Source organism: Kitasatospora sp. NPDC004531 (assembly GCF_053602195.1).
The window spans coordinates 19,065-44,579 of the sequence record NZ_JBSGDD010000024.1 but is presented as its reverse complement, the minus strand read 5'-3'; the positions used below and the strand labels follow the sequence as shown (position 1 = coordinate 44,579).

The 25,515-nt window shown below is 74.4% G+C and carries 26 protein-coding genes; 11 read left to right on the top strand and 15 right to left on the bottom strand.

Features of this window, described 5'->3' with window-relative positions; all coding sequences use genetic code 11:
• Positions 1-115: 115 nt before the first annotated feature.
• The gene (locus ACWEMJ_RS13120; RefSeq protein WP_452137095.1) at positions 116-694 is read right to left on the bottom strand and encodes a dihydrofolate reductase family protein; all 579 of its coding nucleotides are present in this window, start codon (positions 692-694) and stop codon (positions 116-118) included.
• A 102-nt stretch (positions 695-796) separates the two neighbouring features.
• The gene (locus ACWEMJ_RS13115; RefSeq protein ID WP_452137094.1) at positions 797-1,966 is read right to left on the bottom strand and encodes a methyltransferase; all 1,170 of its coding nucleotides are present in this window, start codon (positions 1,964-1,966) and stop codon (positions 797-799) included.
• Between the two features lie 64 nt (positions 1,967-2,030).
• Here ACWEMJ_RS13115 and ACWEMJ_RS13110 point away from each other — a divergent pair, with 64 nt between their 5' ends.
• Positions 2,031-3,140, top strand: coding sequence for an ADP-ribosylglycohydrolase family protein (locus ACWEMJ_RS13110; RefSeq protein WP_452137093.1), 1,110 nt, complete (start codon positions 2,031-2,033; stop codon positions 3,138-3,140).
• On the opposite strand, the gene ACWEMJ_RS13105 is transcribed toward ACWEMJ_RS13110, so the two are convergent.
• Positions 3,127-4,338 carry a beta-ketoacyl-[acyl-carrier-protein] synthase family protein gene (locus ACWEMJ_RS13105; protein WP_452137126.1) on the bottom strand — a complete coding sequence of 404 codons (1,212 nt, stop codon included), beginning with the start codon at positions 4,336-4,338 and terminating at the stop codon, positions 3,127-3,129. The genes ACWEMJ_RS13110 and ACWEMJ_RS13105 overlap by 14 nt on opposite strands.
• A gap of 739 nt (positions 4,339-5,077) precedes the next feature.
• Positions 5,078-5,926, bottom strand: a complete 849-nt coding sequence (locus ACWEMJ_RS13100; RefSeq protein WP_452137092.1) for an LLM class F420-dependent oxidoreductase — start codon at positions 5,924-5,926, stop codon at positions 5,078-5,080.
• A gap of 438 nt (positions 5,927-6,364) precedes the next feature.
• On the opposite strand from ACWEMJ_RS13100, the gene ACWEMJ_RS13095 reads away from it, so the two are divergent.
• Entirely contained in the window at positions 6,365-6,622 is a 258-nt protein-coding gene (locus ACWEMJ_RS13095; protein WP_452137091.1) for a hypothetical protein, read from the top strand.
• Positions 6,623-6,674: 52 nt separating this feature from the next.
• Here ACWEMJ_RS13095 and ACWEMJ_RS13090 read toward each other — a convergent pair whose 3' ends face one another.
• Positions 6,675-7,175 carry a YrhB domain-containing protein gene (locus ACWEMJ_RS13090; protein ID WP_452137090.1) on the bottom strand — a complete coding sequence of 167 codons (501 nt, stop codon included), beginning with the start codon at positions 7,173-7,175 and terminating at the stop codon, positions 6,675-6,677.
• Between ACWEMJ_RS13090 and ACWEMJ_RS13085 the strand changes: the two genes are divergently transcribed.
• A complete protein-coding gene (locus tag ACWEMJ_RS13085) occupies positions 7,164-8,660 on the top strand; it encodes a hypothetical protein (RefSeq protein ID WP_452137089.1) in 1,497 nt (498 codons plus the stop codon). The two genes, ACWEMJ_RS13090 and ACWEMJ_RS13085, sit on opposite strands and share 12 nt — an antisense overlap.
• A gap of 43 nt (positions 8,661-8,703) precedes the next feature.
• Here ACWEMJ_RS13085 and ACWEMJ_RS13080 read toward each other — a convergent pair whose 3' ends face one another.
• The 3 genes from ACWEMJ_RS13080 to ACWEMJ_RS13070 form a co-directional block, all read right to left on the bottom strand.
• Complete coding sequence (locus ACWEMJ_RS13080; protein WP_452137088.1) at positions 8,704-9,642, bottom strand: hypothetical protein; 939 nt, start codon at positions 9,640-9,642, stop codon at positions 8,704-8,706.
• Between the two features lie 125 nt (positions 9,643-9,767).
• The gene (locus tag ACWEMJ_RS13075; RefSeq protein ID WP_452137087.1) at positions 9,768-10,268 is read right to left on the bottom strand and encodes a GNAT family N-acetyltransferase; all 501 of its coding nucleotides are present in this window, start codon (positions 10,266-10,268) and stop codon (positions 9,768-9,770) included.
• A 62-nt stretch (positions 10,269-10,330) separates the two neighbouring features.
• On the bottom strand, positions 10,331-10,633 hold the full coding sequence (locus ACWEMJ_RS13070) for a hypothetical protein (protein ID WP_452137086.1): 303 nt from the start codon (positions 10,631-10,633) through the stop codon (positions 10,331-10,333).
• Between the two features lie 380 nt (positions 10,634-11,013).
• On the opposite strand from ACWEMJ_RS13070, the gene ACWEMJ_RS13065 reads away from it, so the two are divergent.
• Positions 11,014-12,171, top strand: coding sequence for a serine hydrolase domain-containing protein (locus ACWEMJ_RS13065; protein ID WP_452137085.1), 1,158 nt, complete (start codon positions 11,014-11,016; stop codon positions 12,169-12,171).
• Positions 12,172-12,232: 61 nt separating this feature from the next.
• Here ACWEMJ_RS13065 and ACWEMJ_RS13060 read toward each other — a convergent pair whose 3' ends face one another.
• From ACWEMJ_RS13060 to ACWEMJ_RS13040, 5 genes are all read right to left on the bottom strand, one after another.
• A complete protein-coding gene (locus ACWEMJ_RS13060) occupies positions 12,233-12,910 on the bottom strand; it encodes a nicotinamide mononucleotide transporter family protein (RefSeq protein ID WP_452137084.1) in 678 nt (225 codons plus the stop codon).
• A 216-nt stretch (positions 12,911-13,126) separates the two neighbouring features.
• Positions 13,127-13,549: a riboflavin kinase gene (locus ACWEMJ_RS13055; protein WP_452137083.1), complete on the bottom strand. Its 423-nt coding sequence runs from the start codon at positions 13,547-13,549 to the stop codon at positions 13,127-13,129.
• Positions 13,542-14,072: a flavin reductase family protein gene (locus ACWEMJ_RS13050; RefSeq protein ID WP_452137082.1), complete on the bottom strand. Its 531-nt coding sequence runs from the start codon at positions 14,070-14,072 to the stop codon at positions 13,542-13,544. Before ACWEMJ_RS13050 ends, ACWEMJ_RS13055 begins: the two co-directional genes overlap by 8 nt.
• 36 nt (positions 14,073-14,108) lie before the next feature.
• Positions 14,109-15,455: an NtaA/DmoA family FMN-dependent monooxygenase gene (locus ACWEMJ_RS13045; RefSeq protein WP_452137081.1), complete on the bottom strand. Its 1,347-nt coding sequence runs from the start codon at positions 15,453-15,455 to the stop codon at positions 14,109-14,111.
• A gap of 146 nt (positions 15,456-15,601) precedes the next feature.
• Complete coding sequence (locus ACWEMJ_RS13040) at positions 15,602-16,501, bottom strand: ribokinase (protein ID WP_452137080.1); 900 nt, start codon at positions 16,499-16,501, stop codon at positions 15,602-15,604.
• A gap of 248 nt (positions 16,502-16,749) precedes the next feature.
• Between ACWEMJ_RS13040 and ACWEMJ_RS13035 the strand changes: the two genes are divergently transcribed.
• Both ACWEMJ_RS13035 and ACWEMJ_RS13030 read left to right on the top strand, forming a co-directional pair.
• Positions 16,750-17,742 (top strand): LacI family DNA-binding transcriptional regulator, encoded by a 993-nt coding sequence (locus ACWEMJ_RS13035; protein ID WP_452137079.1) that lies wholly within the window; start codon positions 16,750-16,752, stop codon positions 17,740-17,742.
• A gap of 119 nt (positions 17,743-17,861) precedes the next feature.
• On the top strand, positions 17,862-18,323 hold the full coding sequence (locus ACWEMJ_RS13030; protein ID WP_452137078.1) for a hypothetical protein: 462 nt from the start codon (positions 17,862-17,864) through the stop codon (positions 18,321-18,323).
• Positions 18,324-18,383: 60 nt separating this feature from the next.
• On the opposite strand, the gene ACWEMJ_RS13025 is transcribed toward ACWEMJ_RS13030, so the two are convergent.
• On the bottom strand, positions 18,384-19,124 hold the full coding sequence (locus ACWEMJ_RS13025) for a VOC family protein (RefSeq protein WP_452137077.1): 741 nt from the start codon (positions 19,122-19,124) through the stop codon (positions 18,384-18,386).
• Positions 19,125-19,153: 29 nt separating this feature from the next.
• Entirely contained in the window at positions 19,154-20,338 is a 1,185-nt protein-coding gene (locus ACWEMJ_RS13020) for a hypothetical protein (RefSeq protein ID WP_452137076.1), read from the bottom strand.
• A 228-nt stretch (positions 20,339-20,566) separates the two neighbouring features.
• Here ACWEMJ_RS13020 and argC point away from each other — a divergent pair, with 228 nt between their 5' ends.
• The 5 genes from argC to ACWEMJ_RS12995 are packed head-to-tail and all read left to right on the top strand — an operon-like array spanning position 20,567 to position 25,489.
• Entirely contained in the window at positions 20,567-21,595 is a 1,029-nt protein-coding gene (argC, locus tag ACWEMJ_RS13015) for an N-acetyl-gamma-glutamyl-phosphate reductase (RefSeq protein WP_452137075.1), read from the top strand.
• Positions 21,592-22,764 carry a bifunctional glutamate N-acetyltransferase/amino-acid acetyltransferase ArgJ gene (argJ, locus tag ACWEMJ_RS13010; RefSeq protein ID WP_452137074.1) on the top strand — a complete coding sequence of 391 codons (1,173 nt, stop codon included), beginning with the start codon at positions 21,592-21,594 and terminating at the stop codon, positions 22,762-22,764. Before argC ends, argJ begins: the two co-directional genes overlap by 4 nt.
• 22 nt (positions 22,765-22,786) lie before the next feature.
• Positions 22,787-23,719, top strand: coding sequence for an acetylglutamate kinase (gene argB, locus ACWEMJ_RS13005; RefSeq protein ID WP_452137073.1), 933 nt, complete (start codon positions 22,787-22,789; stop codon positions 23,717-23,719).
• Positions 23,716-24,915: an acetylornithine transaminase gene (locus ACWEMJ_RS13000; RefSeq protein ID WP_452137072.1), complete on the top strand. Its 1,200-nt coding sequence runs from the start codon at positions 23,716-23,718 to the stop codon at positions 24,913-24,915. Before argB ends, ACWEMJ_RS13000 begins: the two co-directional genes overlap by 4 nt.
• 25 nt (positions 24,916-24,940) lie before the next feature.
• Positions 24,941-25,489, top strand: coding sequence for an arginine repressor (locus ACWEMJ_RS12995; protein ID WP_452137071.1), 549 nt, complete (start codon positions 24,941-24,943; stop codon positions 25,487-25,489).
• Positions 25,490-25,515 lie beyond the last annotated feature (26 nt).

The window sequence follows — 25,515 nt, the reverse complement described above, 5'->3', positions numbered from 1 at the left end:
GGTCGGTCGACAGCTCAGGCGTCCACGGCGAAACGGCGCTCACCCTAGGGCACCGGCCGGACGGGTCCGACGTCGGCCCCTGGCGGACGCTCGGGCCGCAGGGCCGGCGAGGCGCTCAGCGGCCCGTCGGGTGCCTCGTCCCGTACCGGGTCAGGACCACGCCGCCGGGGAACGTCCGGGTCTCCAGCAGGCTCAGGTTCACCCAGCCGTCCAGCGGGGTGAAGAACGGGGTGCCGCCGCCCACCAGGACCGGGTGGGTGGCGATCACGTACTCGTCGATCAGTCCGGCGCGCATGGCCGCCCCGGCGAGGGTGGCGCCGCCGATGGTCATCGGGCCGCCGTCCTCGGACTTGAGGCGCCTGATCTCGGGGACCGCGTCGCCCGCGAACAGGCGGGTGTTCCAGTCGACGTCGGTGATCGTCGAGGAGAACACCAGCTTCGGTGTGGCCCGCCAGTTCCGCGCGAACTCGACCTCCGCCGGGGTCGCGCCGGGCTGCTGGTCGCCGGTCGGCCAGTAGGCGCTCATCGTCTCCCACAGCTTGCGCCCGTACAGCGACAGGCTGCTCGCCCGCTCGTGGTCGAGCCACCACCGGAACAGCTCGGGGCTCGGCGGCCCGCTCCAGCCGATGTCGTCGCCGGGGGCGGCGATGAAGCCGTCCAGGGTCAGGTTCATGCCGTAGATGAGTCTCCGCATGGTCCAACCTTCCGCCCGGGGGCGGCCGGACGCGAGCTTGGCGCGGGCGCCCGGGGGCGGTTTTCTGTCGGCCTGCGGCGGCGGTTCGCGGTCCGGGGGAGGTCAGCGGCGGACGGCGCTGAGGACGGTGAACTTCGGACTGCCAGCCACCGTGCGGCAGTTGCCGAACAGGCGGCGCAGCTTGACGTGGTAGCCGAGGTGGCGGTTGCCGACCACGCGGAGCTCGCCGCCCGGGCGCAGGACGCGGCGGGCGCCGGTGAACATCCGCCAGGCGATGGCGTCCGTGGTGGCCTGGTGGGAGTGGAACGGCGGGTTCAGCAGGACCACGTCCACCGAGGCGTCCGGGACGTCCGCGAGGGCGTCGCCGACCAGGAACTCGGCGCGGGCGTCCGGGCCGAGGCTGCTGCGGAAGGTCTCCTCGGCGGACGCCACCGCCTGGAACGACTCGTCCACGAAGAGGAGTTCGGCGTGCGGGGCGGCCAGGGCGGCGGCGGTGCCGACGATGCCGTTGCCGCAGCCGAGGTCGACCACCCGGCGGGCGTCGCGCAGGTCGGGGAGGTGCTGGAGGAAGAAGCGGGTGCCGATGTCGAGGCGGTCGGCGCAGAACACGCCCGCCTGGTTGGCGACCTGGCGGCCCGACAGGACGCCGATGTCGTCCGGGAGCCGGTAGCGCAGCGGCCACGGGTTGGCCGGGCGGACCAGGGACTCGTCCGGGGTGGTGTGGATCAGGCGGGCCTTGCGGACGGCGAGCGAAGTCCGGGTCGGGCCGAGGATCCGCTCGAACAGCTGGAGGGTGGAGGTGTGGATCTCGGTGACCATGCCGGCGCCGAGCACGAGGGAGTGCTCGTGCAGGGCGGGGGCCAGGCGGTGCAGCTGGTCCTCCAGCAGCGCCAGGCTCTTGGGCACCCGGACCAGCAGCACGTCGATCCGTCGCGGCGGCTCGTCCTGCGTGGTGCGGACGTCCACCGACGCCGGAGCCACGCCGTTGCGGGACAGGTTGGCGGCGATCGACCGGGCGGACAGGTACGAGTCGGTGATGGCCGTCAGCGGTCCGGCCGGCCCCGCGAGCGCCGTGGACAGCGCGCCCCAGCGGTCGCCGAGCACCACCACCGCGCCGTCGAGCGGGACGGGTCCGCTGCCGCCCGGCCCCTCCTTCAGGTGCCGCAGCAGGTACTCGTCGGCGGCGTCCCAGGCGCGCAGCTGCTCGCGCGGGTGCTCCGGGAAGCGGGCCAGCTCGAAGGTGCCCCAGGCGGTGGTGAAAGAGTTGTTCATCGTGCCCCCAGGCTATCGGAGGGGCCGGACCGCCCACCGGACGGTGGCGGCGAGGGGAGGCGGCATGCGGCGGCGGGACCGGGTGGTCGGGGCGGTGCTCGGGTCGGCGGTGGGGGACGCGCTGGGCGCGCCGTTCGAGTTCGGGGCTGCGGGGGTGTTCGGAAAGCGGTTTCCGGTTGGTGGGGGAAAGCGCTTTCCGGTTGGTTCGGCGGCAGGTGGGGGTGGGGCGGGCGGCGCGCGGGGTGGCGACGGGGCTGGGGTGGTGGAGGGGGAGGGAAAGCGCTTTCCGGTTGGTTCGGCGATGTGCGGAGGCGGCGGCTGGGAGCCCGGCGAGGCCACCGACGACACGCAGATGGCCGTCCACCTCGGCGAATCGCTGCTGGACGCGGGAGGACTCGACCTGCCCGAGCTGTTCGACCGGTTCCGGGCGTGGGCGGCTGGCGACCCGAAGGACATCGGCATCCTCACCGAGTGCGTCCTCGGCAGCGGCCTGCCGTGGGACGTCGCCGCGCAGATCCACTTCCAGACCGAGGGCCGGGCCGCCGGGAACGGCGCGCTGATGCGGGCCGCCACCGCTGCCGTCCGGTTCGCACCGCTCGGACGGGAGGCCACCATGGACGCCGGCCGGCGGATCACCGCACTCACCCACGGCGACGGCGCCGCATGGGAGGGCACGGCGATCCTGCACGAGCTGCTGCGCCGCGCCCTGGACGGCGAGGACCCGCTCGGCGCGGTGCCGGCGACGCTCGCCGCCGTCCGCGACGAGCACCGCGAACGCTGGGCCGGTGTGCTCGCGGACGGCTGGCACCCCGCCCTCGCCACCGAGTCCAACGGCGCGGTCTGGCCCTGCCTGGGGTCGGCCCTCTGGGCGCTGCGCACCACCGACAGCTTTCCGGCCGCGCTGTGCGCCGTCGTCGACCTCGGCGGCGACACCGACACCACCGCCGCCGTGACCGGCGCCCTCGCGGGCGCCGTGTACGGCGTCGGGGCGATACCCGAGGAGTGGCTTTCGCCGCTGCACGTGCCGCTCCCGCCGACCGAACGCGTGTTGCGGGCAGGGGAGTTGACGGCGCTCGCGGAGGCGCTGGACGCGGCGGGCCGGGTCGGGCCGGTCGCCGGGAGGTGGGCGGCGGGTGGCCCGGGCGGTCGGGCCGGTCCGGTCAGCGGCGGGTGAAGACCAGGCTCGCGTTGTGGCCGCCGAAGCCGAAGGCGTTGGTGAGGGCGGCGTCGGCGGTGACGGTGCGGGCGGCGACGGTCACCAGGTCGAGGTCGGCGGCCGGGTCCGGGGCGGTCAAGTTGCGGATCGGCGGGACGAGTTGGTCGTGCAGGGAGTACGCCGTGGCGAGTGCGGCGAGGGCGCCCGCCGCGCCGAACAGGTGGCCGGTCATCGACTTGGTCGCGGTGACGGCGGGGCGGTGCGCGCCGAACACCCGGGCGAGGGTCTCCGCCTCGGTGAGGTCGCCCTTCTGGGTGGACGTGGCGTGGGCGTGCACCATGCCGATCCGCTCCGGGGCGAGGCCGGCCTCGGCCAGCGCGCGGCGCACCGCACGGCTCTGCCCGTCCGGGTGGCCGGCGGTGATGTGGTGGGCGTCCGAGGTGACGGCGGCCCCGGCGAGGGTCGCGTAGGCACGCCGGCCCGGCCGCAGCGAGGCGCGTTCCAGGATCAGTACGGCCGCGCCCTCACCGATCACGAAACCGTCCCGGTCCAGGTCGAACGGGCGGGAGGCGCGCTCCGGGGCGTCGTTGCGCAGCGAGTGCGCGCGGGCCTGCGCGAACCCCGCCAGCGGCAGCGGGTGCAGGCAGGCCTCGGTGCCGCCCGCGATCACCACGTCGGCGCGGCCCAGGCGGATCAGGTCCAGGCCGAGCGCCACCGCCTCCGCGCCGGACGCGCAGGCACTGACCGGAGTGTGGGCGCCCGCCCGCGCCCCCAGGTCGATCGAGACCCAGGCGGCCGGACCGTTCGCCATCAGCATCGGCACCGTGTGCGGCGAGACCTTGCGTACGCCCGAGCGCTCCAGCACGTCGTCCTGCTCCAGCATGGTCACCGCCCCGCCGGTGCCGGTGCCGATCACCACCGCCAGCCGCTCGCCGTCCACCTCCGGCCGGCCCGCGTCCGCCCACGCCTCGCGGGCCGCGATCAGCGCCAACTGCTCGCTGCGGTCGAGGCGTCGGGCCTCGACGCGGTCCAACGCCTCGGACGGCTCGACGGCGAGTCGGCCCGCGATCCGGATCGGCAGGTCGGCCGCCCACGGGCGGTCGATCGCCCGAATGCCGTTGCGGCCGTCCAGCATCGCCCGCCAGGTGTCCGGGGCGGTGCCGCCGAGCGGGGTGGTGGCGCCGAGGCCGGTGACCAGAACGCTGTCGGTTTCCATGTGCACGGTGGAGCTCCCTTTGTGGAGATGGCACAACAAGGTCCGCTGTCGGCGGTCGGCCGGAGCGGTCACTGATGGCCACTCTGCCAAGCTGGGGAGGGGAGTTCGGGTGCTGGGCGGTACTGATTCGGGTGCGGCGGGTTTGGAGGTATCCGACAGGTTGAGTCGGCGGCTTACGGGGAACGTGAGGGCGTCCGGGCGCGCCGCGGGAGCAGCGGGCAGGGCCGGGCGGCGGGGCGGCGGGGCTGGTGCGGGTGGGGCGGCCCGTCGGGTCTTCCTGGGGGCATGTCCACGAGCGCTGCGGTGGCCCGGACTGCACGGGGGTTCGTCAGGACCGCAGGTGGTGAGGCGGTCGTGCCGGGCGGCCCGGGTGGGCGGACGGACGCCGGGCGGACGGCGGTGCAGGATGTCGCCGATGCGGGCCAACCTGCGGGCGCCGCGCAGGAGTTGTTCGGCGATCAGCCGCTTGCGGACCTGGCCCGGTGCGCACGTCCGGCAGCCCGTGCGGCCTCCTGCGGCGGCGTGGCCGGCCCGCGCGCTCCCACGCGCGCGGCGCGGCCGGGCGCAGTGGGAGGCGGTGGGCGATCGGGCCGGTGCGGGCGAACTCCGCCTGCGTCGCCGGCGCAGCGGCCTTCGGTGCGCGGGCCGCCGAAGAAGCCGTGAGGGTGGAAGGGCACCGGCTGAGCAGGCGACTCGTCACGGACCGGACGTCACCTGGCCGCGCCGGTGGCCCGGACAGTCAGCGGGGGAGGCCGGCGTGCCTCTCCAGAAAGGCCTCCACCTCGGCCGGGTCCTCCAGCGGCAGCGGGTAGAGCAGCAGCCGGTCGACGCCGAGGTCGGCGTAGCGCAGCGCACTGTCCGCGTCCACCTCGACCGGGTCGATCTGCATGAAGTTGATCTGCAACGGGCCCAGCCGCGCCGGCCGGGAGACCTCGGCCGCGGCCTTGCGCAGTCCTTCGAGGTGGCGGGCCAGGTCGTCCGGCGAGCTGCCGTTGCCGATCCAGCCGTGGCCCTTGAGGACAGCCCGCCGGTACGCGGCCGGGCTGTGCCCGCCGATCACGATCCGCGGGCCGTCCGGGCGCACCGGGCGCGGGTGCGCGTCCACGCGTTCGAAGTTCGCGTAGCGGCCGTGGAAGGCGGGTTCCTGCTCCGTCCACAGCCGGCGCATCGCGTCCAGGTACTCGTCGGTGCGGGCGCCGCGCTCGGAGAGCCGCACGCCCACCGCGGCCATCTCCGGCTCCAGGTAGCCGGGTGCGACGCCCAGGAGCAGCCGGCCCTCGGAGAGCACGTCCAGGCTGGCGACCTGCTTGGCCAGCACCACCGGATTGCGTTGCGGCAGGATGAGGATTCCGGTGCCCAGCTCCATCCGCTCGGTCAGCGCGGCGACATAGGACAGGTGCACCAGGGGATCGAGAATCGGGTCGGTGGGCGCCATCGGCGATTCGGGCACCCGGGGGCTGGGCAGCACCACGTGGTCCCCCACCCACCAGGAGCGGTAGCCCAACTCCTCTGCCCGGCGGGCTAGTCGAGCCGTATCGGCCGGCCCCAACGTCGCCTTGGCACTCAGGCCGTAGACACCCAGCTCCACGAACACCCACCCCCATCGACCGTTGCTCGGCGTCACCGTGACCCGAACCACCGGCAGGTCCGCATCGCCGGACGCCCGCCGCTCCGCCCACCCGCCAGCTCCAACCGGCCGTGCCGGCCACCCATTCCCGGTACCGCGGAACACACCTCGCCAGTTCCACGACGTTCGGACGAGGGGTCAGGCGCCGGGGGATCGCACGGGCTCCGGGCCCGGAAGCGTTGGCGTTGCTGGACGGAGCGGCGTTCGCGCGGCGGCTGGAGGGTGCGGACTTGGGGCGCTGCGGGCCACGGCCGACCGGCCCGCTCGAAGCCTTCCTGCACGGCCTGCTGACCTTTCGACCTCGTCGCGCCCGGGTGCTGTGACGGCCTGGAGGACTGGCGCGACTGGCACGCGCTCGTCGACAGCGACGGCGGCCGGCTCTGGTTCGGGCACGAGCCCGTGTCGCCGGTCGCGGAACGGGACGGGGAGACGGTTCGGCTCACCGTCAACGCCGAGCAGCGCGACAGCCCGGTGATCGAGCTGTCCCCGGCCGAGCTGCGCCGCCTGCTCGCGGGTGCGGAACGGGACTTGGGTAACTTCCTTGCGCTGGCGACCGATTGGGCACGTCGGCAGCTGCCCGAGCACTCCGCCCCCGTCGTCGCGGCCGTTGCCCGCGTGCTCGATCTGCCCGCGTCGGCAGTGCGGCCACAGCCGTAGGCGGGCCACCGGGGCTCCGTCGGCCGGTTGGCGTCACCTGGATCTCGGGCCCTCACTCGGACTTCCGCCGAACCGGGCCGACCAGCGTGCGGATGGGCAGCGGCGGGCACCGCTCCGGCTCTCGGGTGAGGTCCACCAGCTCCTGCGACGGTTCGGCTCCGTCTCGGAGGTCCAGGACGTAGGCCTTGGCCTCCTGCAGGCTCAGTCGCGGAGCCTGCTTGCGCAGGTGGCTCATCGCGGCCACGACCCCGACGGAGAGCACGAGTGAGCGGACCGCGGAGACCAGCGGGTCAGGTGTCCTGACGCCCTTGACCTGCCGGAGGTAGAGCTCCTCCCAGTCCTCGGTCAACCACGTGGTGACGGGGACGAAGTGGATGCTTCCGTCGTGCCGGTCCACGAGGTACGGGCCGCCGCCGACCAGGCTCTGGCGCATGTCGCGGGTGCGCGCGTACTCCGCGGAGTTCCAGTGGACGAGCCAGCCGACGGTCGGTGCAGGCGAAATTCCTCGGCGGTGGTGGGCGTGTTCGGGGAGGATGCGGGGATGCGTCGTCACGTGTGGGCCGGGCTGGCCGAGAATCCGGGGCTGCCTGCGGAGGCGGTGGACCGGCTGGTGGGGGTGCCGGAGCTGTCGATGGAGTTGGCCGGGCGGAGCGGGCTGACGGCGGGGCAGGTGGCGGCGCTGGCGGAGTGCGGCGTGGTGGAGGCCCGGGAGCTGGTGGAGAGCGGGCAGTTGACGGCCGGGCAGGTCGATCCGGCGCGGCGGCCCGTCGCCGCGCTCGCGCTGCTGCGCGCCGGGGCGGCGCCCGTGCAGTGGGCCCACGTCCTTGTCGAACTCCCGGGGCTGAAAGAGGAGTTGGCTCGCTGCCCGGTGCTGCCGGCGGAGGTCTCGCGGCGACTGGCGGACGACCCCGAGCTCGCGGTGGTGGTCGAGCTGGCCGAGTCGACGGCCGATCCGGAGATCGCCGCCCTGCTGGCCGCCCACCCGTCGGAGCACGTCCGGGCGGCGCTCGGCGTCAACGAGGACGCGCCGTCGGCCGTTCTGGCCGACCTGATCAACAACCGTCCCCCGCTTGCCGGTTGTGACGTCTGCAAGCGGCATCCCGTCCCGTGGGTGCATCCGCCGGACTGCCCGGACGCGGACTGCGCCCTGCCGGGCGGGGCGGCGTGCGACGGGAGCCACCAGTTCGCGCGGCAGACGATTCTGCAGGCCGCGCTCGGACATCCGGCTGCGTCCGTCGAAGACGTCCTGCCGCACCTCGACGCCCCGTCGCCGTTCCTGCGGGAGCGACTCGCCTCGCGCACCGACCTGCCCGCGCCCGCGTACGCCGCGCTCGCCGCCGACCCGGCGATCTGGGTGCGGGCGGCGGTGGCGGGCAACGAGGCGATCGGGGCGGAACTGGTCCGGCAGCTGGCGGCCGACCCGTCCGACGAGGTGCGGCGGAGCGCCGCCCAGCACCCGGGGATCCCGCTGGACGCCCTGGAGCGGGTGTGCGGCACGGTCGGGCTCGGTCCGCAGCTGCTGCCGCGGATCGCCGCCGCCACCGACGCCGAACTGGACGCGCTCGCCGGCGCCGCCGACCCCGAACTGCGCCGCCTCACCGCGCTGCGCCGCGACCTGCCCGCCGCCGTCCGCGACCGGCTCGCCGAGGACCCGGTCGCCAAGGTGGCCGCCGCCGTCGCACCCCACCCCGGGCTGGACGACGGGCAGTTGAGGTCCATGCACCGGCGGCACGGCCGCCTCGTCGGGGCCGGGGTCGCCGCCAACCCCGAGGCGAGTGCCGCGCTGCTCGCCGAACTCGTCCGCGCCGACCACAACGTCGCCACCCTGCGCGCCCTCGCCGCCCACCCCGCCGCGGACGGTCCCACCCTCACGGCCTGCCTGCGCGACACCCGCGCCCGCCGCAGGGCCGCTGCGCATCCGGCTCTGCCGCTCGACCAACTCCTGGCGCTGCTCGACGACTTGGACCCGGTGACCGTGCAGGCCGCCGCCGCGAATCCGGCGCTGCCGGTGGCCGAGATGCTGCGGCTGATGCCCTGACGCTCGGTGGGTGGCGGCAGGGGCCCCGAGGTGGTCGTGGCGGTCAGTGCGGCGGGGCGCCGGACCAGATGACGTCCTTGCGGTCGAGTCGGGTGCCGTGGGTGAACTGGACGGTGAACCGGTCGGCCGAGGCGTTCGGCAGGCCGTAGGTCTCCAGCCCGGTGGCTTCCTCGCCGGGGGCGAGGGACTTCGGCAGGGAGGTGTACCGGCCGGCGTCGAAGGTGGGGTGGAGCGGGGTGCCCCCGGAGTCCTTGACGATGAGCAGGCCCGAGCCGTAGAGGGACAGTTCGGCGGAGCCGGTGTTGACCACCGTCACCTGGATCTGGACGAACGTCGCGTCCTCGGGGAGCGTGCTGCCGGGGGTGCGGACCGGGGTGACGGCGGTCGGCGGGGCCATGGTGACCTTCAGGCCGTCGGGGTAGGTGTAGGAGCCGCCGAACGACAGGCGGCGGGCCCGCTCGTCGGCGGCCTTGGCCGCCTGCTCGTCGGCGTACTTCTGCCACTCCTCGTTGGTGCGGCGGCGCTGCTCGGCGTCCTCCTGCTGGTGTTGCTTCACCGTGCGGTCGTGCGCGCGGATGTCGGAGGCTGCAGTGGTGATCGCGAGGGCGCCGGTGCTGAGGGAGGCGAGCAGGCCGATCCCGCCGAGAACGGTGCCGGCGAGCGCGATGCCCCGGTTGGTGGCCAGATTGCGGCGGGCCAGGCTCAGGCCGATGCAGCCGAAGAGCACCGCGAGCAGGGCGGGCAGCCAGGTCACCCAGAACAGGCCCAGCGGCAGCGAGAGGAGCACCGCGACGATGCCGAGCACCAGGGCCGTCACGCCCAGGCCGTTCCGGGGCTCCGGGGCCGGCGGCGTGTACTGCGGCCAGTGGACGCCGGTCGGGGCCGGGCCGGGAGCGGCGGTCGGGTCCGGCAAGGCCCACGGGTTCTTGACGGGTGCCGGCGCGTCCTCGGCGGAGGGCTCGGGCGGGACGGACTCGGTCATGCGGCACCTTGGGGCTCAGGGTCGGCGGCGATCGGCACACCGATCGTGACCGAGAAGCTTCCCCGAACCAGCGCCGGAAGGCGAGCTGGTTTTCGCATCGTCCGATGAATGGAGGGCGGCAGCGGTCAGCCCGGGCCGAGGTAGGTGCGGACCACGGCCGGCTGCCCGTCGGCCGTCGACCAGCCGCCGGGGCCGGAGCCGACGAACCGCCAACCGGCCCGCTCGTACAGCGAGATCGCCGCGGCGGCACCGCTCTCCACCTCCAGCACCGGCTGCCGTCCGGCCCCGGCCGCCGCCCGTGCCGCCCGCTCCAGCAGGGCGGCGGCCAGACCGCCCCGCCGGGCCGACCTGTCGACGAACAGCCGGGCCACGGCGGCGAGTTGACCGGACGGGCGGCCGACCGCCGCGGCCAGGGCGGGGTCGGCGCGGGTGAGCGCCACATGGCCGAGCAGGGCGGGGCCGTCGGCCGCCACCCACGCGCCGAGCAACTCCGGTGGTGTCAACCAGAGTTCCGGCCGGGCCGGCCAGACCGACGGATACCCGTCCGCCCGGTGGACGGCCTCCAACGTCCGGACGCAGGACGGCAGATCGTCGTCGTGCCGCGGGCGGATCAACGGTTCGGCCATGCGCCGATCATGGCACGGCCGACCGCGAGCGGGGCGACCGGCGGACAGCAGACGCCGAGGGCTCAGTCGGTGCCGAAGTTCCCGCCGAAGTTGCCGCCGAGGCTGCCGCCGAAGTCGGCAGCGCTGTCGGCGGAACCGCTGGAGACGCCGCTGTTGTCGGCCCAGACCCCGAAGTCGGCGTGCTGCACCGCTTCGCCGCCGACAGCGGAGTTGTCGTCGTTGGCGCCGGCCCCGGCCCCGCCCGAAACGAACTGGTCCGCACCGAAGTTGGCGGACGGATCCTGCTGGGCGGAGGCGAGGCCGCCGCCGAGAGCCAGGGGGACGGCGAGGGCGCCGACGGTCAGTGCACGCTTGAGACCACGCATGAGGAGCTCCTTCGAGGGATCGAGCCTGCGGCGGGGCGCGGTGGCGGCCCCGTCGGCTCCAGACAGCCACGACCTGCGGCGGCCCGCAAACGGCGCTGCCTCCGGACGGTCCTGATGCGCCGTCAACCACCCTTGCCCCCGGCGGGAGCAGCGGGTCGAAGGTTCACCCGTGCGTGGCCGTCCACCCGGCACAGGCCCGCCCGCGCCCGCCCGCTCCGGTGGACGCTCACCCGTTCGGTGGACGCGCGCCCGACGCGGCGCAGCCCGGCCGACGCCCCGCTCGCGGCTGATCGTCCGGAGCGGGAATCTTCGGCCGGACACGCCAGTTGGGGAGTCAGGGCCGAGGGGCGGCCGGTGAGCGAAGAGGCGGGGGAACGGCGATGGCGGACCAGGGCGGCGTGGTGCAGGGCACCGTGGCGGCGGGCTTCGAGGGCGTGCGGGAGGAACTCGCCGCGCTGGTGCGGGAGATGGAGCACTCGCCGGAGGCGCAGCTCGCGGTGCACGTCGGCGGACGGCGGGTGGTCGACCTGTGGACGGGCGAGGCGACGGGTCCGGACACGATGACGAGTCTGTTCTCCATCGCCAAGGGCGCGGCGCACCTGGTGACGGCGCTGCTGGTGCAGGACGGCGTGCTCGACCTGGATCGCGAAGTCGCCTCGTACTGGCCGGAGTTCGGCGTCCACGGCAAGGACCGGCTGACGCTGCGCGAGCTGCTCGCGCACCGTTCGGGCGTGGTCGGGGTGGACGGCGGCTTCACCGACGGGGAGTTGGCCGACGACCGGCTGATCGCGGCCCGGCTGGCGGGCCAACGGCCGTTCTGGGAGCCGGGATCGGCGTACGGCTACCACGCGTACGTGATCGGCGCGCTGACCGGCGAGGTGGTGCGGCGGGCGACCGGGCGTTCCCTCCAGGCCCACTTCGAGGAGCGGATCCGCGCCCCGTACGGCCTGGACTTCTACCTCGGCCTGCCCGAGGAGCTGGCGGGCCGCTGGGCCGAGGTGCTGCCGCAGCTGCCGCCGCCCGGGCCGGCGCCGAAGTCCGCGGCCGCCGGTACGCACAGCATCGCGGCCGTCGCCGGCAATCAGCACGCGCCCGCGCCGACCGACGTGGTGGTGTTCGGCAACTCCCCGGCCACCAGGGCGCTCGGTCCGGCCTCGTCCGGCGGTGTCGGCACGGCGCGCGGCGTGGCGGCCATGTACGCGGCGGCGATCGGCGAAGTCGACGGCCGGGCACCGCTGTTGAAGCCGGAGACCGTCACCGCGTTCGCCCGTCCGCACTACCGGGGCACCGACCTGGTCACCGGCAACGAGGACGTCTTCGGCCTCGGCTTCGAGGAACTCAGCGCGCGGTTCCGGCCGTTGGGCCCGGACGCGTTCGGCCACTCCGGCGCGGCCGGCTCGCTGGGCCTCGCCGACCCGTCCACCGGTCTCGCGTACGCCTACACCCGCCGCCGCTTCGCCGTCCCGACCGGCTACGGCGCGGCCGTCGAGAACCACCGCCTGATCGAGGCCGTCCACCGGGCGATCCGCGCGTCCTGACCGAACCGGCGGCGCACCGGGCCGGGCCCGTGGGGAGGGGCCGGCCCGGTGCGCCGTACGGTCAGCGGCCCTCGACCTTGACGGCCGGCTCCAGCGGCGAGGCGACGTCCTGGGCCTTGCTGCGGGAGGCCCAGTCGCGGATGCCGAGCAGCACCATGACGAAGAAGAAGCCGTAGACGATGCCGGAGAAGTACAGCTTCGAGTGGATGGCCAGCGGCACGCCGACCAGGTCCACGGCCAGCCAGACGAACCAGAACTCGATGTAGCGGCGGGCCTGGCTGTACATCGCGAGGATCGAGCCGATGAAGATCCAGGCGTCCGCCAGCACCATCCACCACGGGGCGCCCGGGTAGAACGAGGCGTCCTGCCACTTGAGCAGCATGCCGAACGCGCCGGTGCCGGCCACCATCACGGCTATCAGGACGGCCCGTTCGGTCCAGGTCGCCCAGCGGACGTTGATGGCGCCTTCCTTCTCGCGGCTGCGCTTCCAGGTGGCCCAGCCCCAGGTGGCCGACGCGATGATCACGACCTGCCGGGCGGCGTTGCCGCCGAGGTGCACGTTCAGGCTGGCGATCAGCAGGAACACCGAGCCGAGGATCTGCACCGGCCAGGCCACCAGCGAGCGGCGCAGGGCCAGCCAGACGGTGGCGAGCGCCAGGATGTTGCCCAGGAAGTCGGACCAGAGGACGTCGAGTCCGAAGAAGCTGAACCGCTCGTTCAGCCAGTGGAACGCGCTCATTACTCACACCTTTGTTCGTTCGGAGCGAGGCGGGGGAGGAGCGGCCGGCCCCGCAGCGGGGGAAGCGTGGGCGGGGCCGGCCGGGCACGCGGGCGTTGGGCGCAGACGTGAGGGTGGGGGAGGGGGTGCGTGCCGTGCGAAGAGGAAGGTCGACCCCGCAGGGGGAAGCGGGGAGCGGGGCCGACCGGCTTGTGGGGCAGCGGAATTGACGATGTGTCAGATCAACGTGCGGACGCGGCGTCCGCGCGCCGATTCGAGCAGCGTCTCGGAGTGGCGGATGTCCGCCCGGGCGGCGAGCAGCAGCTCGGCCACCGAGGCGAACTTGACGGTGTCGCGGATCCGGGCGACGAACCAGAGCGAGACGTGTTCGCCGTACAGGTCGTCCGAAGTGTCGTGGCAGTACACCTCGGTGTGGACCCGGGGCCCGTCCTCGAAGGTGGGGTTGGTGCCGACGCTGATCGTCGCGCGGTGCACCCGGCCGGCGGCCGGCCGGGCCAGCCAGCCGCTGTAGACGGCCGGCGGGGGGACGTCCGAGCCGGGGTCCGGGGCGATATTGGCGGTGGGGAGGCCCAGCCCCCGGCCGCGCCCGGCACCGTGAACCACGGTGCCGGACAGGCAGAATGACGAGTCGTCAGGCATGGGGGGACAGCTCGCGGAACTGGCTGGTGTGGAACACCAGCGGCTCCACCCCGGCGAACAGCTCGGCGGTGATCAGCTCCATCAGGACGATCTCGTGGTCGCCGCCGTCGTACACCGCGCCGACCCGGGCGGTCAGCCACAGCGCCGCGCCCTCGATCAGCACCGCGCCGTCCGCCGTCGCCTGCCAGTCGGTGCCCTCGAAGCGGTCGCCCGCCCGGGACGCCAGCCGGCGGCACAGCGCGCCCTGGCCGTGGCTGAGCACGCTCAGCCCCAGCACCGGCAGCTCGGCGAGCCGCGGCCAGGTGGTCGAGGTGCGGGCCACGCTGACCGCGATCATCGGCGGCTCCAGCGAGATCGACACGAACGAGCTCGCCGCGAACCCGTCCGGAGCGCCGTCGCGCAGCGCGCCTATCGCGACCACGCCGGTGGGGTACGCCCCGAACGCCCGGCGCAGCGCGGGCGCGCTCAGATCGGTGCGGTCGGCGGGGACGGTCGCAGTGGGGTGGGGGGAGGGAGTGGCCATGGCCGTCGCCGTCCTCTCGTCACGGGTGGGGGTGGGTCAGTGGCGGTACCGGGCGGCCGGGTGGGCGGCCGGCAGGGCCCGGTCGGTGGCGCCGGTCAGCCGCTCGCGCAGCGACTCGCCGTCCGCGTACTCGCCGCGGAACACGCCGCGGGCGCGCAGGATCGGCAGCACCGACTCGACGAACTCGACGGTGGAGGCCGGCTGCACGGGCGGCGAGAGCAGGAAGCCGTCCAGGTCCGCGCCCTCGGCGAGGGCGCAGATCTCGTCGGCGATCTCCTCGGCGGTGCCGACCACCGGGCGGGCGCCGACGCCGTGGGTGTGCCAGTCGGCCAGCACGTCGCCGACCGTCCGGCCGGCGAACCGGGCGACCTGGGTCTGCGACATCTCGGTGGACAGCTCGCTCATCGGGGTGTCCGGCGCGTACGAGGACAGGTCCAGGCCGGTGAACATCGCGTACGAGGCCACGGTGACCTCCGGGCGCTGCGCGTCCAGGATCCGCTGCCAGCGGCGCTCGGCGTCCTGCGTGGTCGCGCCGACCACGCACGAGAACGCCGACATGATCTTGACCTGGTCGGCGGACCGGCCGGCCTTCACCGCCTCCGCGCGGATCGCCTTCGTGTGGCCCGCCAGCTGCTCGACGCTGCCGCTGCCGACGAACATGCACTCGCCGTGCCGCCCGCCGACCCGGCGGCCCGCCGGGGACGCGCCCGCCTGGAACAGCACCGGCGTGCCCTGCGGGGAGCGGGCGGTGTTGCCGTAGCCGTGCGAGCGGAAGTACGGGCCCTCGTGCTCGACCAGGTGCACCTTCGCCGGGTCGGCGAACCGGCCCGCCTTGTCCTTCTCCAGGGCGTCCGGCTCCCAGGCGCCCTCCCAGTACTTGTAGACCAGGTCGAGGAAGTCCTCGGCCATCGCGTACCGGTCGTCGTGCGCCACCATGTCCATCCCGAACGCCTTCACGGCGGTGTCGGCGGTGCCGGTGGTGACGATGTTCCAGCCCAGCCGGCCGCCGGACAGCTGGTCCAGGGTGGCCAGCCGGCGGGCGAACGCGTACGGCGGCTCCACCAGCACCGAGCCCGTCACCACCAGGCCCAGGTCGGTGGTCGACGCCAGCAGCGCCGAGGCGATCACGAACGGGTCCAGGCGCGGCAGGTCGAGCGTCTCCTCGGTGGCGATCGGCGGGCGCACCCCGTTGATCTCCGACCAGCCCCAGGCGTCCGCCAGGAACAGGAAGTCCAGCTTGGCGTCCTCGCAGAGCTGCGCGACCTCGCGCCAGTAGCCGAGGGTGTCGAACTCGTGCCGCCGGCTGTCGGGGTGCCGCCAGGTGGCGGTGCCGCTGGAGTTGGTCTGGGCGTTCTCGAACAGTCCGAGCTTGAGGCTGCGCATGGGTGTTCTCCGTTGAACCGGTGATGCAGGGAAACCGATGTGTCGTCAGAAAGCGCTGACGGAAAGCGAGTTGAGGTCTTCGACGCCGAAACCCCGGCAGCGGGGTCGGCGGGCCACGAGGCGGGCCAGGAGGCCGGGCCGGCGGGTCAGGAGGCCGGGTCGAGCTGCGCCGCCGTCGGCATGGACGACTGCGCGCCGAGCCCCGTGACGGCCAACGAGGCGGCCCGGACAGCGCGTTCGGCTGCCGCGAGCAGGTCGTCGCCCCGGGCCAGCGAATCGGCGAGCGCGCCGCAGAAGGTGTCTCCGGCGCCGACCGTGTCGACGGCGTCCACCACCGGCGCGGGCAGGTGGACGGCCGCCCGCCCGGGCTGCTTGACCAGCGCCCCGTCCGCGCCGAGCGTCACCACCACGGCCCCGCAGGGCAGTTGGGCGTGCTCCAGCAGTTCGCGCGCGCCCGCCGGGCCGGCCGGGCGCGCGACGTCCAGCAGGGTGGCGAGTTCGCCCAGGTTGGGGACCAGGACGTCCACCGCCGCCAGCACCTCGGGGGCCACCGGCCGGGCCGGGGCCGGGTTGAGGACGACCGTGCCGCCCTGCTCCCGGGCCCGCAGCACCGCCGCCGCGACCACCTCGGACGCGATCTCGTGCTGCACCAGCAACACCTCGCCCGCGCCCGCCAGTCGGTCCGGCAGGTCGGCGACCGCGAGGGCCGCGTTCGCGCCCGGGTTGACCACGATGGTGTTCTCGCCCGCCCGGTCGACCACCACCGAGGCGATCCCGGTGTCGGCGTCCTCGGCCGGGAGCACCGCCGTGACGTCCACGCCCTCGGCGGCCAGCGCCCGCAGGACGCCCTCCGCGTCCGCCCCGACCCGGGCCACCAGCCGCACCCGCGCCCCGAGCCGGGCGGCCGCCACGGCCTGGTTGGCGCCCTTGCCGCCGACGCCCTCCACGAAGCGCTCCGCGAGCACGGTCTCGCCGGGCCGGGGCAGGTCCTGAACGGTCAGCACAAGATCGCGGTTGACCGAACCGACGACGGTGATGGACGGCATCCGTGCTCCTCGGGAGCTCCTTGGGAGATCGATTTCCCACACTCTGGCCCAGCCCTCGCCCACCGTCAAGTACCCTCGTGCTGCGCATTCCGCCGGCTCGGACGTCCCGGTCCGCGGCCGACCGGTCCGAGACCGCGCCGACACCGTTCCGACACCGGGACCCGCGTCGGCGCACCGCCCGAGACCGCTGCCAACACCGTTACCGGCGCCGCCTTCTGGCACCGTTCCCGACCGGGGAGGACCCCCACGTGACAGCGCCCCGACTCCTCGACGTGGCCGCCGCCGCCGGCGTCTCCCGCGCGACCGCCTCACGCGTCCTGGCGGGCACCCCGCGCAACGTCGACCCCGAACTCGCCCGCCGCGTCGAGGACGCCGCCCGTGAGCTCGGCTACCGCACCAACCACTCCGCGCGGGCGCTGCGCACCGGCACCACCGGCACCGTCGGCGTCGTCGTGCCGTCCCTCGCCAACCCCTACTTCGTCCAACTCGCCGACGCCATCGCCCAGCAGGTCCGCGCGGCCGGCGGCCAGCTCGTGGTCTCCGACGCCGCGAACTCCGTCGAGATCGAGGCCGAGCAGATCGAGACCCTGCTCGGCGGACGGGTCGACGGCCTGGTCGTCGTCCCGGTCTCCGCCGCCGCCTCCGGCCCCGCCGTCCGGGCCGCCGCCAAGCGCGCCCCCGTGGTGCTGTTCGACCGCTGGGCGAGCGGCTCCGGCACGGTCGCCGTCACCCTCGACAACGCCGCCGCGATGCGCCTGCTCCTCGACCACCTCGACGCCCTCGGCCGCCACCGGATCGCCCTGGTCGCCGCCGACCAGGCCTCCTCCGCCGGCGCGGAACGCCTCGCCGCGTTCACCGCCGCCCGCGGCGGCGACGCCACCACCGTCCTGCTCCCCAGCTTCACCACCGACGCCGGACGCACCGCCGGGCGGCGGATCGCCGCACGCCGCGACGAGATCGACGCCGTCGTCTGCGGGGCGGACGTCCTCGCCGTCGGCCTGGTCTCCACCCTGCAGCGCTCGGCGGTGTCCGTGCCCGGGGAGATCGCCGTCACCGGCTTCGACGACACCGAGATACTCGAACTCCTCGACCCGCCCATCACCTCCATCCGCCACCCGCTCGCCGCGATGGCCGAGCGCGCCCTGGCCCTGCTCCAGTCCCCGGCCAGGGACCGGGCGGAGAACGTGGAGCGGTTCGCCCCGCAACTGGTGGTCCGGGCCTCCACCGACGCCGACGCCTGACCGGCCGCGGCGGGCCGCCGCCTGAGTACCCGTACTCAGGCGGCGCCGGACACCGCCGGGCAAGACTGTTCGGGCACGTCGGGACTTCCGGGCCCGGCGGTGACGGAGGGGAGAACCACATGAAGCGCACACGACTCGCCTGGGCGGCAGCGGCGGCGGCCGTCCTGATGGCGGCCGGACCCGCGGCGGCCGGACCCGCGGTGGCCGGGCAGAGCGGGGAGCCCGAGCACGGCACTGCCGGGACGGGCGAGATCCTGCCCCACCCGGGCCCGGACGGGTACCTCTGGATCCCGGACTGGATCGGCAACGGCGGCGCGGTCAGCGGCGGCCTCAACATGTCCGGCCCGCCCGTCACCGTCACCGTCGGCTGCCAGGGCGGCAGCGCCGGCGCGGGTGAGGCGCACGTCAGCTTCGGCGGCGGCACCGACCCGGTGAAGTTCACCGTCGCCTGCCCGGCCGACACCGTCGGCATCGGCTCCGCGACCGTGCCGGTCGACCAGATCACCTCCCTCAGCGTCGTCGTCGAGACCTCGGCCCCCGACGTGCACTGGGGCCTGACGGTCACCCAGCCCGACGCCTGATCACGAACCGCCGGGCCGCGCCGAGCTCCCATCTCGGCGGGGCCCGGCTTCGCCGTGCCGTCAGTGCGGGGCCAGCACGCAGAACTCGTGGCCGTCCGGGTCGGCGAGGACCGTCCACGGCACCCGGCCCTGGCCGAGGTCCAGGTCGGTCGCGCCGAGGGCCCGCAGCCGGGCCGCCTCCGCCGCATGGTCGTCGCCCGGGTACGGCAGCAGGTCGAGGTGCAGGCGGTCGGGGCCGGTGCGGCCGTCGGTGGAGCGCAGGAACTCCAGGAATGGCCCAACTCCGTTGGAAGCGCGCAGGGTTGCGTGGTCGTCCGCGACCTCGTGCAGCGTCCAGTCGATCGCCCCGCCCCAGAAGCGGGCCATCTCCCGGGGGTCCGTGCAGTCCACCACGATCGCGGCGATCGGGCCGGTGTCGCGGTAGACCTCGCGGGGCTCCAGCACGCAGAACTCGTTGCCCTCGACATCGGCGAGCACCGTCCACGGCACCTCGCCCTGGCCGAGGTCGACCGGCGTCGCCCCGAGCGCCAGCAGCCGGTCCACCAGCTCCGCCTGATGGGCCGGCGAGACGGTGGCCAGGTCGAGGTGGGTGCGGTTCTTGACCGGGCCCTTGCGCTCCGGCACCGGCACCAGGTCGAGGGCGACGGCCGCCGGGTCCGGCCAGACCAGCTCGCCGGGCGGCGCGACGTACGTCGTCACGCCGGGACGGTGGTCGGTCCAGCCGAGGGCCCCCGCCCAGAAGCGGCCGAGGGCCACCGGGTCGAGGGCCTTGAAGTTCACCTGTACGGGTCGCAGCGCCATGCCGGCGAGCGTACGCGCGGTGCGGGCGGCTACGCGTCCCGCAGACGGTTGACGGTCGCCTGGATCTGCAGCCAGGTCGGGTCGGCGGGGGAGGCCTCGGTCACCGAGGCGAGGTCGTCGTCCGTCCAGACGCCGGTGCCGTCGGTGAACACCAGGTGCGGCTCCAACTCGCCGTCCAGCGGCGCTTCCCGCGTGCCCGCGAGGAACGCGGCGACGTCGTCGTTCGGGGCCGCGACGGCGGCGGCGTCGGGCCGCACCGCCAGCAGGAGGAGTTCGCCGTCGGCGCGGGCGACCAGCAGCTCGCCGTTCGCGGTGCCGGCGAGGGCGGCGACCGGGACGCCGTCCGGGGCGGTGTGCTCGGTGAACTCCTGGGCCTCGACGTCGAGTTCGAGCAGCGAGCCGGTCGGCGTGCCGATCCACAGCACGCCGGGCCGGGCGTCCCAGGCGAGGTTGTGGTGCGGCCACTCCTCGGCGCGGCCCTCGGACAGCGTCGTCGACAGCACCTTCCGCAGGGCGGGGAACGCGAAGACGTCCAGCGAGTCGACGTAGGCGTTGCCCCGGATCGCGAGGTGCCGCCCGTCGGCGCTGAACAGCGGCGCGTCGTAGCCGTCGCAGTCCAGGATCAGCGCGTCCCGCAGCGGCCGCATGGCCGCGCCCGGGCCCTCGCCGGGGCGGGCGAACAGGCAGAAGGTGGCGCCCTGGTCGCTGATCAGGGTGGAGACCAGCTCGCCGGACGGGTGGGCGCCGACGCCGGTGTCCCAGCCCCGGGCGGACCCGGTGACCGCGCCGGTGGCGGGGTCGACGACGTCCGAGCGCTCCCAGTCGCCGTCGCCGGACGGCGTGGCCCACAGCCGCCCGCCGTCCGGGCTGAACGCCAGCGACCGGTACTCGCCCGCGGCCGGGGTGCGCACCGGCTCGGACGGCGCACCGGCGCTCCACCGCAGCAGCGACTCCCCGTCGGCGACCACCAGCACCGGCTCGTCCGGATGCCACGCCGCCGCCTGCGGGGCCGAGGTGTCCCAGTGCGTGCTGCCCGGCTCGACGTCGAGCACGGCGAGCTCGCGCAGCCGCCCCTCCCCGCAGTCGAGCACCCGGACGGCACGGCTGTCGGCCGCCGCGCCCACCGCCAGCGGCAGCCGCGGATGGCAGACCAGCCGCTCCACCGGGAAGTCACCGTCGGTCGATATGCGCGCCAGCACTGCGAGTTCGGTCATGCCGGCAGGCTAGGCCGCGCCTCCGACAACCGGCCCGACGGGCGCGGGCGCCCCGCCGGCCGCGGCCGGCGCACACCACTCGCACCCGGCGCACCACCCGCGGCGCGGCGCACCACCCGCGGCGCGGCGCCGGGGAACGCCCCCGCCGACCGCCGGTACGACCGTACGCATTCTTGCATGATTTTGCCGAGCTGCGTATATTCATGCTGGGCTTCAGGAGGGAATGCCATGGTATTGCGAGTTGCCGTCGCCGGAGCGAGCGGGTATGCGGGCGGCGAGGTGCTGCGGCTGCTGCAAGGGCATCCGGAGGTGGAGATCGGGGCGCTGACCGGCGGCTCCAATGCGGGGCAGCGCTTCGGCGCGCTGCAGCCGCACCTGATCGGGCTGGCCGACCGGGTGCTGGAGCCGACGAACGCGCAGACGCTGGCGGGGCACGACATCGTGTTCCTCGGCCTGCCGCACGGCCAGTCCGCCGAGGTCGCCGCCCAGCTCGGCGACGATGTCCTGGTGGTCGACCTCGGGGCCGACCACCGGCTGCGGTCCGCCGCCGACTGGGAGCAGTTCTACGGCTCCCCGCACGCCGGCACCTGGCCCTACGGCCTGCCCGAACTGCCGGGCCACCGCGAGGCGTTGAAGGGCAGCAGGCGGATCGCGGTGCCGGGCTGCTACCCGACCGCCGTGACGCTGGCGATGTTCCCGATGTTCGCCGCGGGCCTGGCCGAGCCGGAGGCCGTGATCACCGCCGCGTCGGGCACCTCCGGCGCGGGCAAGGCCGCCAAGACGCACCTGCTGGGCAGCGAGGTGATGGGCTCGATGAGCCCGTACGGCGTCGGCGGCGGCCACCGCCACACCCCGGAGATGGCGCAGAACCTGACCCCGCTCGCGGGCGAGCCGGTCACCGTCTCCTTCACCCCCACCCTGGCCCCGATGCCGCGCGGCATCCTCGCCACCTGCTCCGCCAAGGCCCGGCCCGGCACCACCGCCGAGACACTGCGCGCCGCGTACGAACAGGCCTACCGCGACGAGAAGTTCGTCCACCTGCTGCCCGAGGGCCAGTGGCCGCACACCTCGTCCGTGTACGGGTCGAACGCCGCCGTGCTGCAGGTCGTGCTGGACGAGCACGCCGGGCGGATCATCGCGATCAGCGCCATCGACAACCTGGTCAAGGGCACCGCCGGCGGCGCGGTGCAGAGCATGAACATCGCCCTCGGCCTCCCCGAGGAGCTCGGTCTCCCGCTGAATGGAGTCGCACCATGACGGACACTCGGAACGTCGGCGTCACCGCCGCCAAGGGCTTCCGCGCGGCGGGCGTCACCGCCGGCATCAAGGCCTCCGGCACCCCGGACCTGGCGCTGGTCGTCAACGACGGCCCGCAGCGCGCCGCCGCCGGTGTGTTCACCTCCAACCGGGTGCAGGCCGCGCCGGTCAAGTGGTCCCGGCAGGTGCTGAAGGACGGCGAACTGGCCGCCGTCGTCCTCAACTCCGGCGGCGCGAACGCCTGCACCGGCCCGGAGGGCTTCCAGGACACCCACGCCACCGCCGAGAAGGTCGCCGCCGAACTCGGCGTCGGCGCGATCGAGGTCGCCGTCTGCTCCACCGGCCTGATCGGCCAGCGGCTGCCGATGGACAAGCTGCTGCCCGGCGTCGAGCAGGCCGCCAAGGCCCTGTCCGGGACCGGCGGCGAGGCCGCCGCGATCGCCATCAAGACCACCGACACCGTGCACAAGACCGCCCAGGTCACCAGCCCGGCCGGCTGGACGGTCGGCGGCATGGCCAAGGGCGCGGGCATGCTCGCCCCGGGCCTGGCCACCATGCTGGTCGTGGTCACCACCGACGCCGCCGTGGACGCCGCCGGCCTGGACGCCGCGCTGCGCGACGCCACCCGCACCACCTTCGACCGGGTCGACTCCGACGGCTGCATGTCCACCAACGACACGGTGCTGCTGCTCGCCTCCGGCGCGTCCGAAGTCGCCCCCGAGCAGGGCGAGTTCGCCGAGGCCGTGCGCACCGTCTGCGCCGACCTGGCCCGGCAGCTGATCGGCGACGCCGAGGGCGCGTCCAAGGACATCCGGATCGACGTCGTGAACGCCGCCACCGAGGACGAGGCCGTCGACGTCGCCCGCACCGTCTCCCGCAGCAACCTGCTCAAGTGCGCCATCCACGGCGAGGACCCCAACTGGGGCCGCGTGCTGTCCGCGATCGGCACCACCTCCGCCGCCTTCGACCCCGACCGGCTGGACGTCGCCATCAACGGCGTCTGGGTGTGCCGCAACGGCGGCGTCGGCGACGACCGCGACCTGGTCTCCATGAAGGGCCGCGAGGTCGTCATCACCGCCGACCTCAAGGCCGGGCAGGCCACCGCCAGCATCTGGACCAACGACCTGACCGCCGACTACGTCCACGAGAACAGCGCCTACTCCAGCTGACCCGGGGGAATCGACCCACGCCATGCAGATCGCACCCAAGGGCGAACAGGCCCGCAGCAACGCCGCCCTGCCCAAGGCCCGCACCCTGATCGAGGCGCTGCCCTGGCTGGAGCGCTTCCACGGCAAGACCGTGGTCATCAAGTTCGGCGGCAACGCCATGGTCGACGAGGACCTCAAGGCGGCCTTCGCCCAGGACGTCGTCTTCCTGCGCTACGCCGGCCTGCACCCCGTCGTGGTGCACGGCGGCGGCCCGCAGATCAGCGCCCAGCTCGACCGGCTCGGCCTGGAGTCCTCGTTCACCGCCGGCCTGCGCGTCACCACCCCCGAGACCATGGACGTGGTCCGGATGGTGCTCGCCGGGCAGGTCCAGCGCGAACTGGTCGGCCTGCTCAACACCCACGGCCCGTTCGCCGTCGGGATGACCGGCGAGGACGCCCACACCATGACCGCCGTCAAGCGCTACGCCGTGGTCGACGGCGAGCAGGTCGACATCGGCCTGGTCGGCGACATCGTCAACATCGAGGCCGGCGCGGTCAAGGCGCTGATCGCCGACGGCCGCATCCCGGTGATCTCCTCGATCGCCCGCGGCGCCGACGGCCACGTCTACAACATCAACGCCGACACCGCCGCCTCCGCCCTGGCGGCCGCGCTCGGCGCCGAGATGCTGGTCGTGCTCACCGACGTCGAAGGCCTCTACAAGGACTGGCCGAACTCCGACGACGTGATCAGCCAGCTCAGCGCCTCCGAACTGGAGGAGATGCTGCCGACCCTGGCCAGCGGCATGCTCCCCAAGATGGAGGGCTGCCTGCGCGCCGTCCGCTCCGGCGTCGGCACCGCCCGCGTGCTGGACGGACGGGTCCAGCACAGCCTGCTGCTGGAGATCTTCACCGACGAGGGCATCGGCACCATGGTCGTGCCCGACGACGAAACCACCGCCCTGGGGGGCCTGGCATGAGCAACAAGAGCATCACCGAGCGGTACCGGCACACCCTGATGCACAACTACGGCACCCCGCGCATCCCGCTGGTGCGCGGCGAGGGCGCCCTGCTGTGGGACGCCGACGGCAACGAGTACCTCGACCTGGTCGGCGGCATCGCCGTCAACGCGCTCGGCACCGCGCACCCCGCGATCGTCGAGGCCGTCACCGGGCAGATCGCCGTCCTCGGCCACGTCTCCAACCTGTTCATGGCCGAGCCGACCGTCCAACTCGCCGAGAAGCTCGTCGAGTTGGCCGGCCGCCCGGCCCGGGTGTTCTTCTGCAACTCCGGCGCCGAGGCCAACGAGGCCGCCTTCAAGATCTCCCGGCTGACCGGCCGCACCCACCTGGTCTCCGTCCAGGGCGCCTTCCACGGCCGCACCATGGGCGCCCTCGCGCTCACCGCCCAGCCCGCCAAGCAGGAGCCGTTCAAGCCGCTGCCCGGCGACGTCACGCACGTCCCGCTCGGCGACGTCGAAGCGCTCCGGCAGGCCGTCACCACCGACACCGCCGCCGTCTTCATCGAACCCGTCCAGGGCGAGAACGGCGCCATCCCGATGCCCGACGGCTACCTGAAGGCCGCCCGCGAGATCACCCGCGCCACCGGCACCCTGCTGGTCCTGGACGAGATCCAGACCGGCATCGGCCGCACCGGCCACTGGTACGCCCACCAGGCCGAGGAAGGCGTCGACCCCGACCTCGTCACCCTCGCCAAGGGCCTCGGCGGCGGCCTGCCGATCGGCGCCGTGCTCGCCTTCGGCGACACCGGCGAACTGCTCGGCCCCGGCCAGCACGGCACCACCTTCGGCGGCAACCCGGTGGTCGCCGCCGCCGGCCTCGCCGTGCTGCGCACCATCGAGGAGCAGGGGCTGCTGGAGCACGCCGCCAAGCTCGGCGAGCGCCTGCGCCACGGCATCGAGGCGATCGGCGACCCGCTGGTCGCGCAGGTGCGCGGCAAGGGACTGCTGCTCGGCATCGTGCTCACCCGGCCCGTCGCCGCGCAGGTCCAGGCCGCCGCGCAGGACGCAGGCTTCCTGGTCAACGCCGCCGTGGCCGACGCCGTCCGCCTCGTTCCGCCGCTGATCCTCACCGAGGAGCAGGCCGACCGGTTCCTCGCCGCGCTGCCCGCGATCCTCCGAACGGTCCGCGAAACGGCCCCCGACGCGAACAGCTGAGCGTCTTTCAGGAGAATCATCAGTTATGACCGAACCCCGCCCCGAGTCGACCACGGCAGCACCCACGCCGCAGGTCCCGCAGACCCGCACCGCGCGCCACCGCCGCATCGTGGACCTGCTGACCCGTCAGCCCGTCCGTTCCCAGAGCCAACTGGCCAAGCTGCTCGCCGACGACGGACTCGTGGTCACCCAGGCCACCCTCTCCCGGGACCTGGACGAACTCGGAGCGGTGAAGATCCGCAACCGGGACGGCGCGCTCATCTACGCCGTCCCGGCCGAGGGCGGCGACCGCACCCCGCGCGCCCCCATGGGCGAGTCCGCCAGCGAGGCCCGGATGGCCCGGCTGGCGGGCGAGCTGATGGTCTCCGCCACCGCCTCCGGCAACCTCGTGGTGCTGCGCACCCCGCCCGGCGCCGCCCAGTTCCTGGCCTCTGCGATCGACACCGCCGAGGTGTTCGAGATCATCGGCACCATCGCCGGCGACGACACCGTGCTGCTGATCAGCCGTGACGCGGCCGGCGGCCAGGCGCTCGCCGACCACCTGATGCAGCTCGCCCAGGCCAAGTCGCAGTAGCCCCCCGCAGTACCCGCCCGCACCCG

Bases quoted from the DNA above. Each gene is read 5' to 3' on its own strand.
- ACWEMJ_RS13120 (WP_452137095.1), bottom strand. From the start codon at position 694: ATGCGGAGACTCATCTACGGCATGAACCTGACCCTGGACGGCTTCATC.
- ACWEMJ_RS13115 (WP_452137094.1), bottom strand. From the start codon at position 1,966: ATGAACAACTCTTTCACCACCGCCTGGGGCACCTTCGAGCTGGCCCGC.
- ACWEMJ_RS13110 (WP_452137093.1), top strand. From the start codon at position 2,031: ATGCGGCGGCGGGACCGGGTGGTCGGGGCGGTGCTCGGGTCGGCGGTG.
- ACWEMJ_RS13105 (WP_452137126.1), bottom strand. From the start codon at position 4,338: ATGGAAACCGACAGCGTTCTGGTCACCGGCCTCGGCGCCACCACCCCG.
- ACWEMJ_RS13085 (WP_452137089.1), top strand. From the start codon at position 7,164: ATGCGTCGTCACGTGTGGGCCGGGCTGGCCGAGAATCCGGGGCTGCCT.
- ACWEMJ_RS13080 (WP_452137088.1), bottom strand. From the start codon at position 9,642: ATGACCGAGTCCGTCCCGCCCGAGCCCTCCGCCGAGGACGCGCCGGCA.
- ACWEMJ_RS13075 (WP_452137087.1), bottom strand. From the start codon at position 10,268: ATGGCCGAACCGTTGATCCGCCCGCGGCACGACGACGATCTGCCGTCC.
- ACWEMJ_RS13070 (WP_452137086.1), bottom strand. From the start codon at position 10,633: ATGCGTGGTCTCAAGCGTGCACTGACCGTCGGCGCCCTCGCCGTCCCC.
- ACWEMJ_RS13065 (WP_452137085.1), top strand. From the start codon at position 11,014: ATGGCGGACCAGGGCGGCGTGGTGCAGGGCACCGTGGCGGCGGGCTTC.
- ACWEMJ_RS13060 (WP_452137084.1), bottom strand. From the start codon at position 12,910: ATGAGCGCGTTCCACTGGCTGAACGAGCGGTTCAGCTTCTTCGGACTC.
- ACWEMJ_RS13055 (WP_452137083.1), bottom strand. From the start codon at position 13,549: ATGCCTGACGACTCGTCATTCTGCCTGTCCGGCACCGTGGTTCACGGT.
- ACWEMJ_RS13050 (WP_452137082.1), bottom strand. From the start codon at position 14,072: ATGGCCACTCCCTCCCCCCACCCCACTGCGACCGTCCCCGCCGACCGC.
- ACWEMJ_RS13045 (WP_452137081.1), bottom strand. From the start codon at position 15,455: ATGCGCAGCCTCAAGCTCGGACTGTTCGAGAACGCCCAGACCAACTCC.
- ACWEMJ_RS13040 (WP_452137080.1), bottom strand. From the start codon at position 16,501: ATGCCGTCCATCACCGTCGTCGGTTCGGTCAACCGCGATCTTGTGCTG.
- ACWEMJ_RS13030 (WP_452137078.1), top strand. From the start codon at position 17,862: ATGAAGCGCACACGACTCGCCTGGGCGGCAGCGGCGGCGGCCGTCCTG.
- ACWEMJ_RS13025 (WP_452137077.1), bottom strand. From the start codon at position 19,124: ATGGCGCTGCGACCCGTACAGGTGAACTTCAAGGCCCTCGACCCGGTG.
- ACWEMJ_RS13020 (WP_452137076.1), bottom strand. From the start codon at position 20,338: ATGACCGAACTCGCAGTGCTGGCGCGCATATCGACCGACGGTGACTTC.
- argC (WP_452137075.1), top strand. From the start codon at position 20,567: ATGGTATTGCGAGTTGCCGTCGCCGGAGCGAGCGGGTATGCGGGCGGC.
- argJ (WP_452137074.1), top strand. From the start codon at position 21,592: ATGACGGACACTCGGAACGTCGGCGTCACCGCCGCCAAGGGCTTCCGC.
- argB (WP_452137073.1), top strand. From the start codon at position 22,787: ATGCAGATCGCACCCAAGGGCGAACAGGCCCGCAGCAACGCCGCCCTG.
- ACWEMJ_RS13000 (WP_452137072.1), top strand. From the start codon at position 23,716: ATGAGCAACAAGAGCATCACCGAGCGGTACCGGCACACCCTGATGCAC.
- ACWEMJ_RS12995 (WP_452137071.1), top strand. From the start codon at position 24,941: ATGACCGAACCCCGCCCCGAGTCGACCACGGCAGCACCCACGCCGCAG.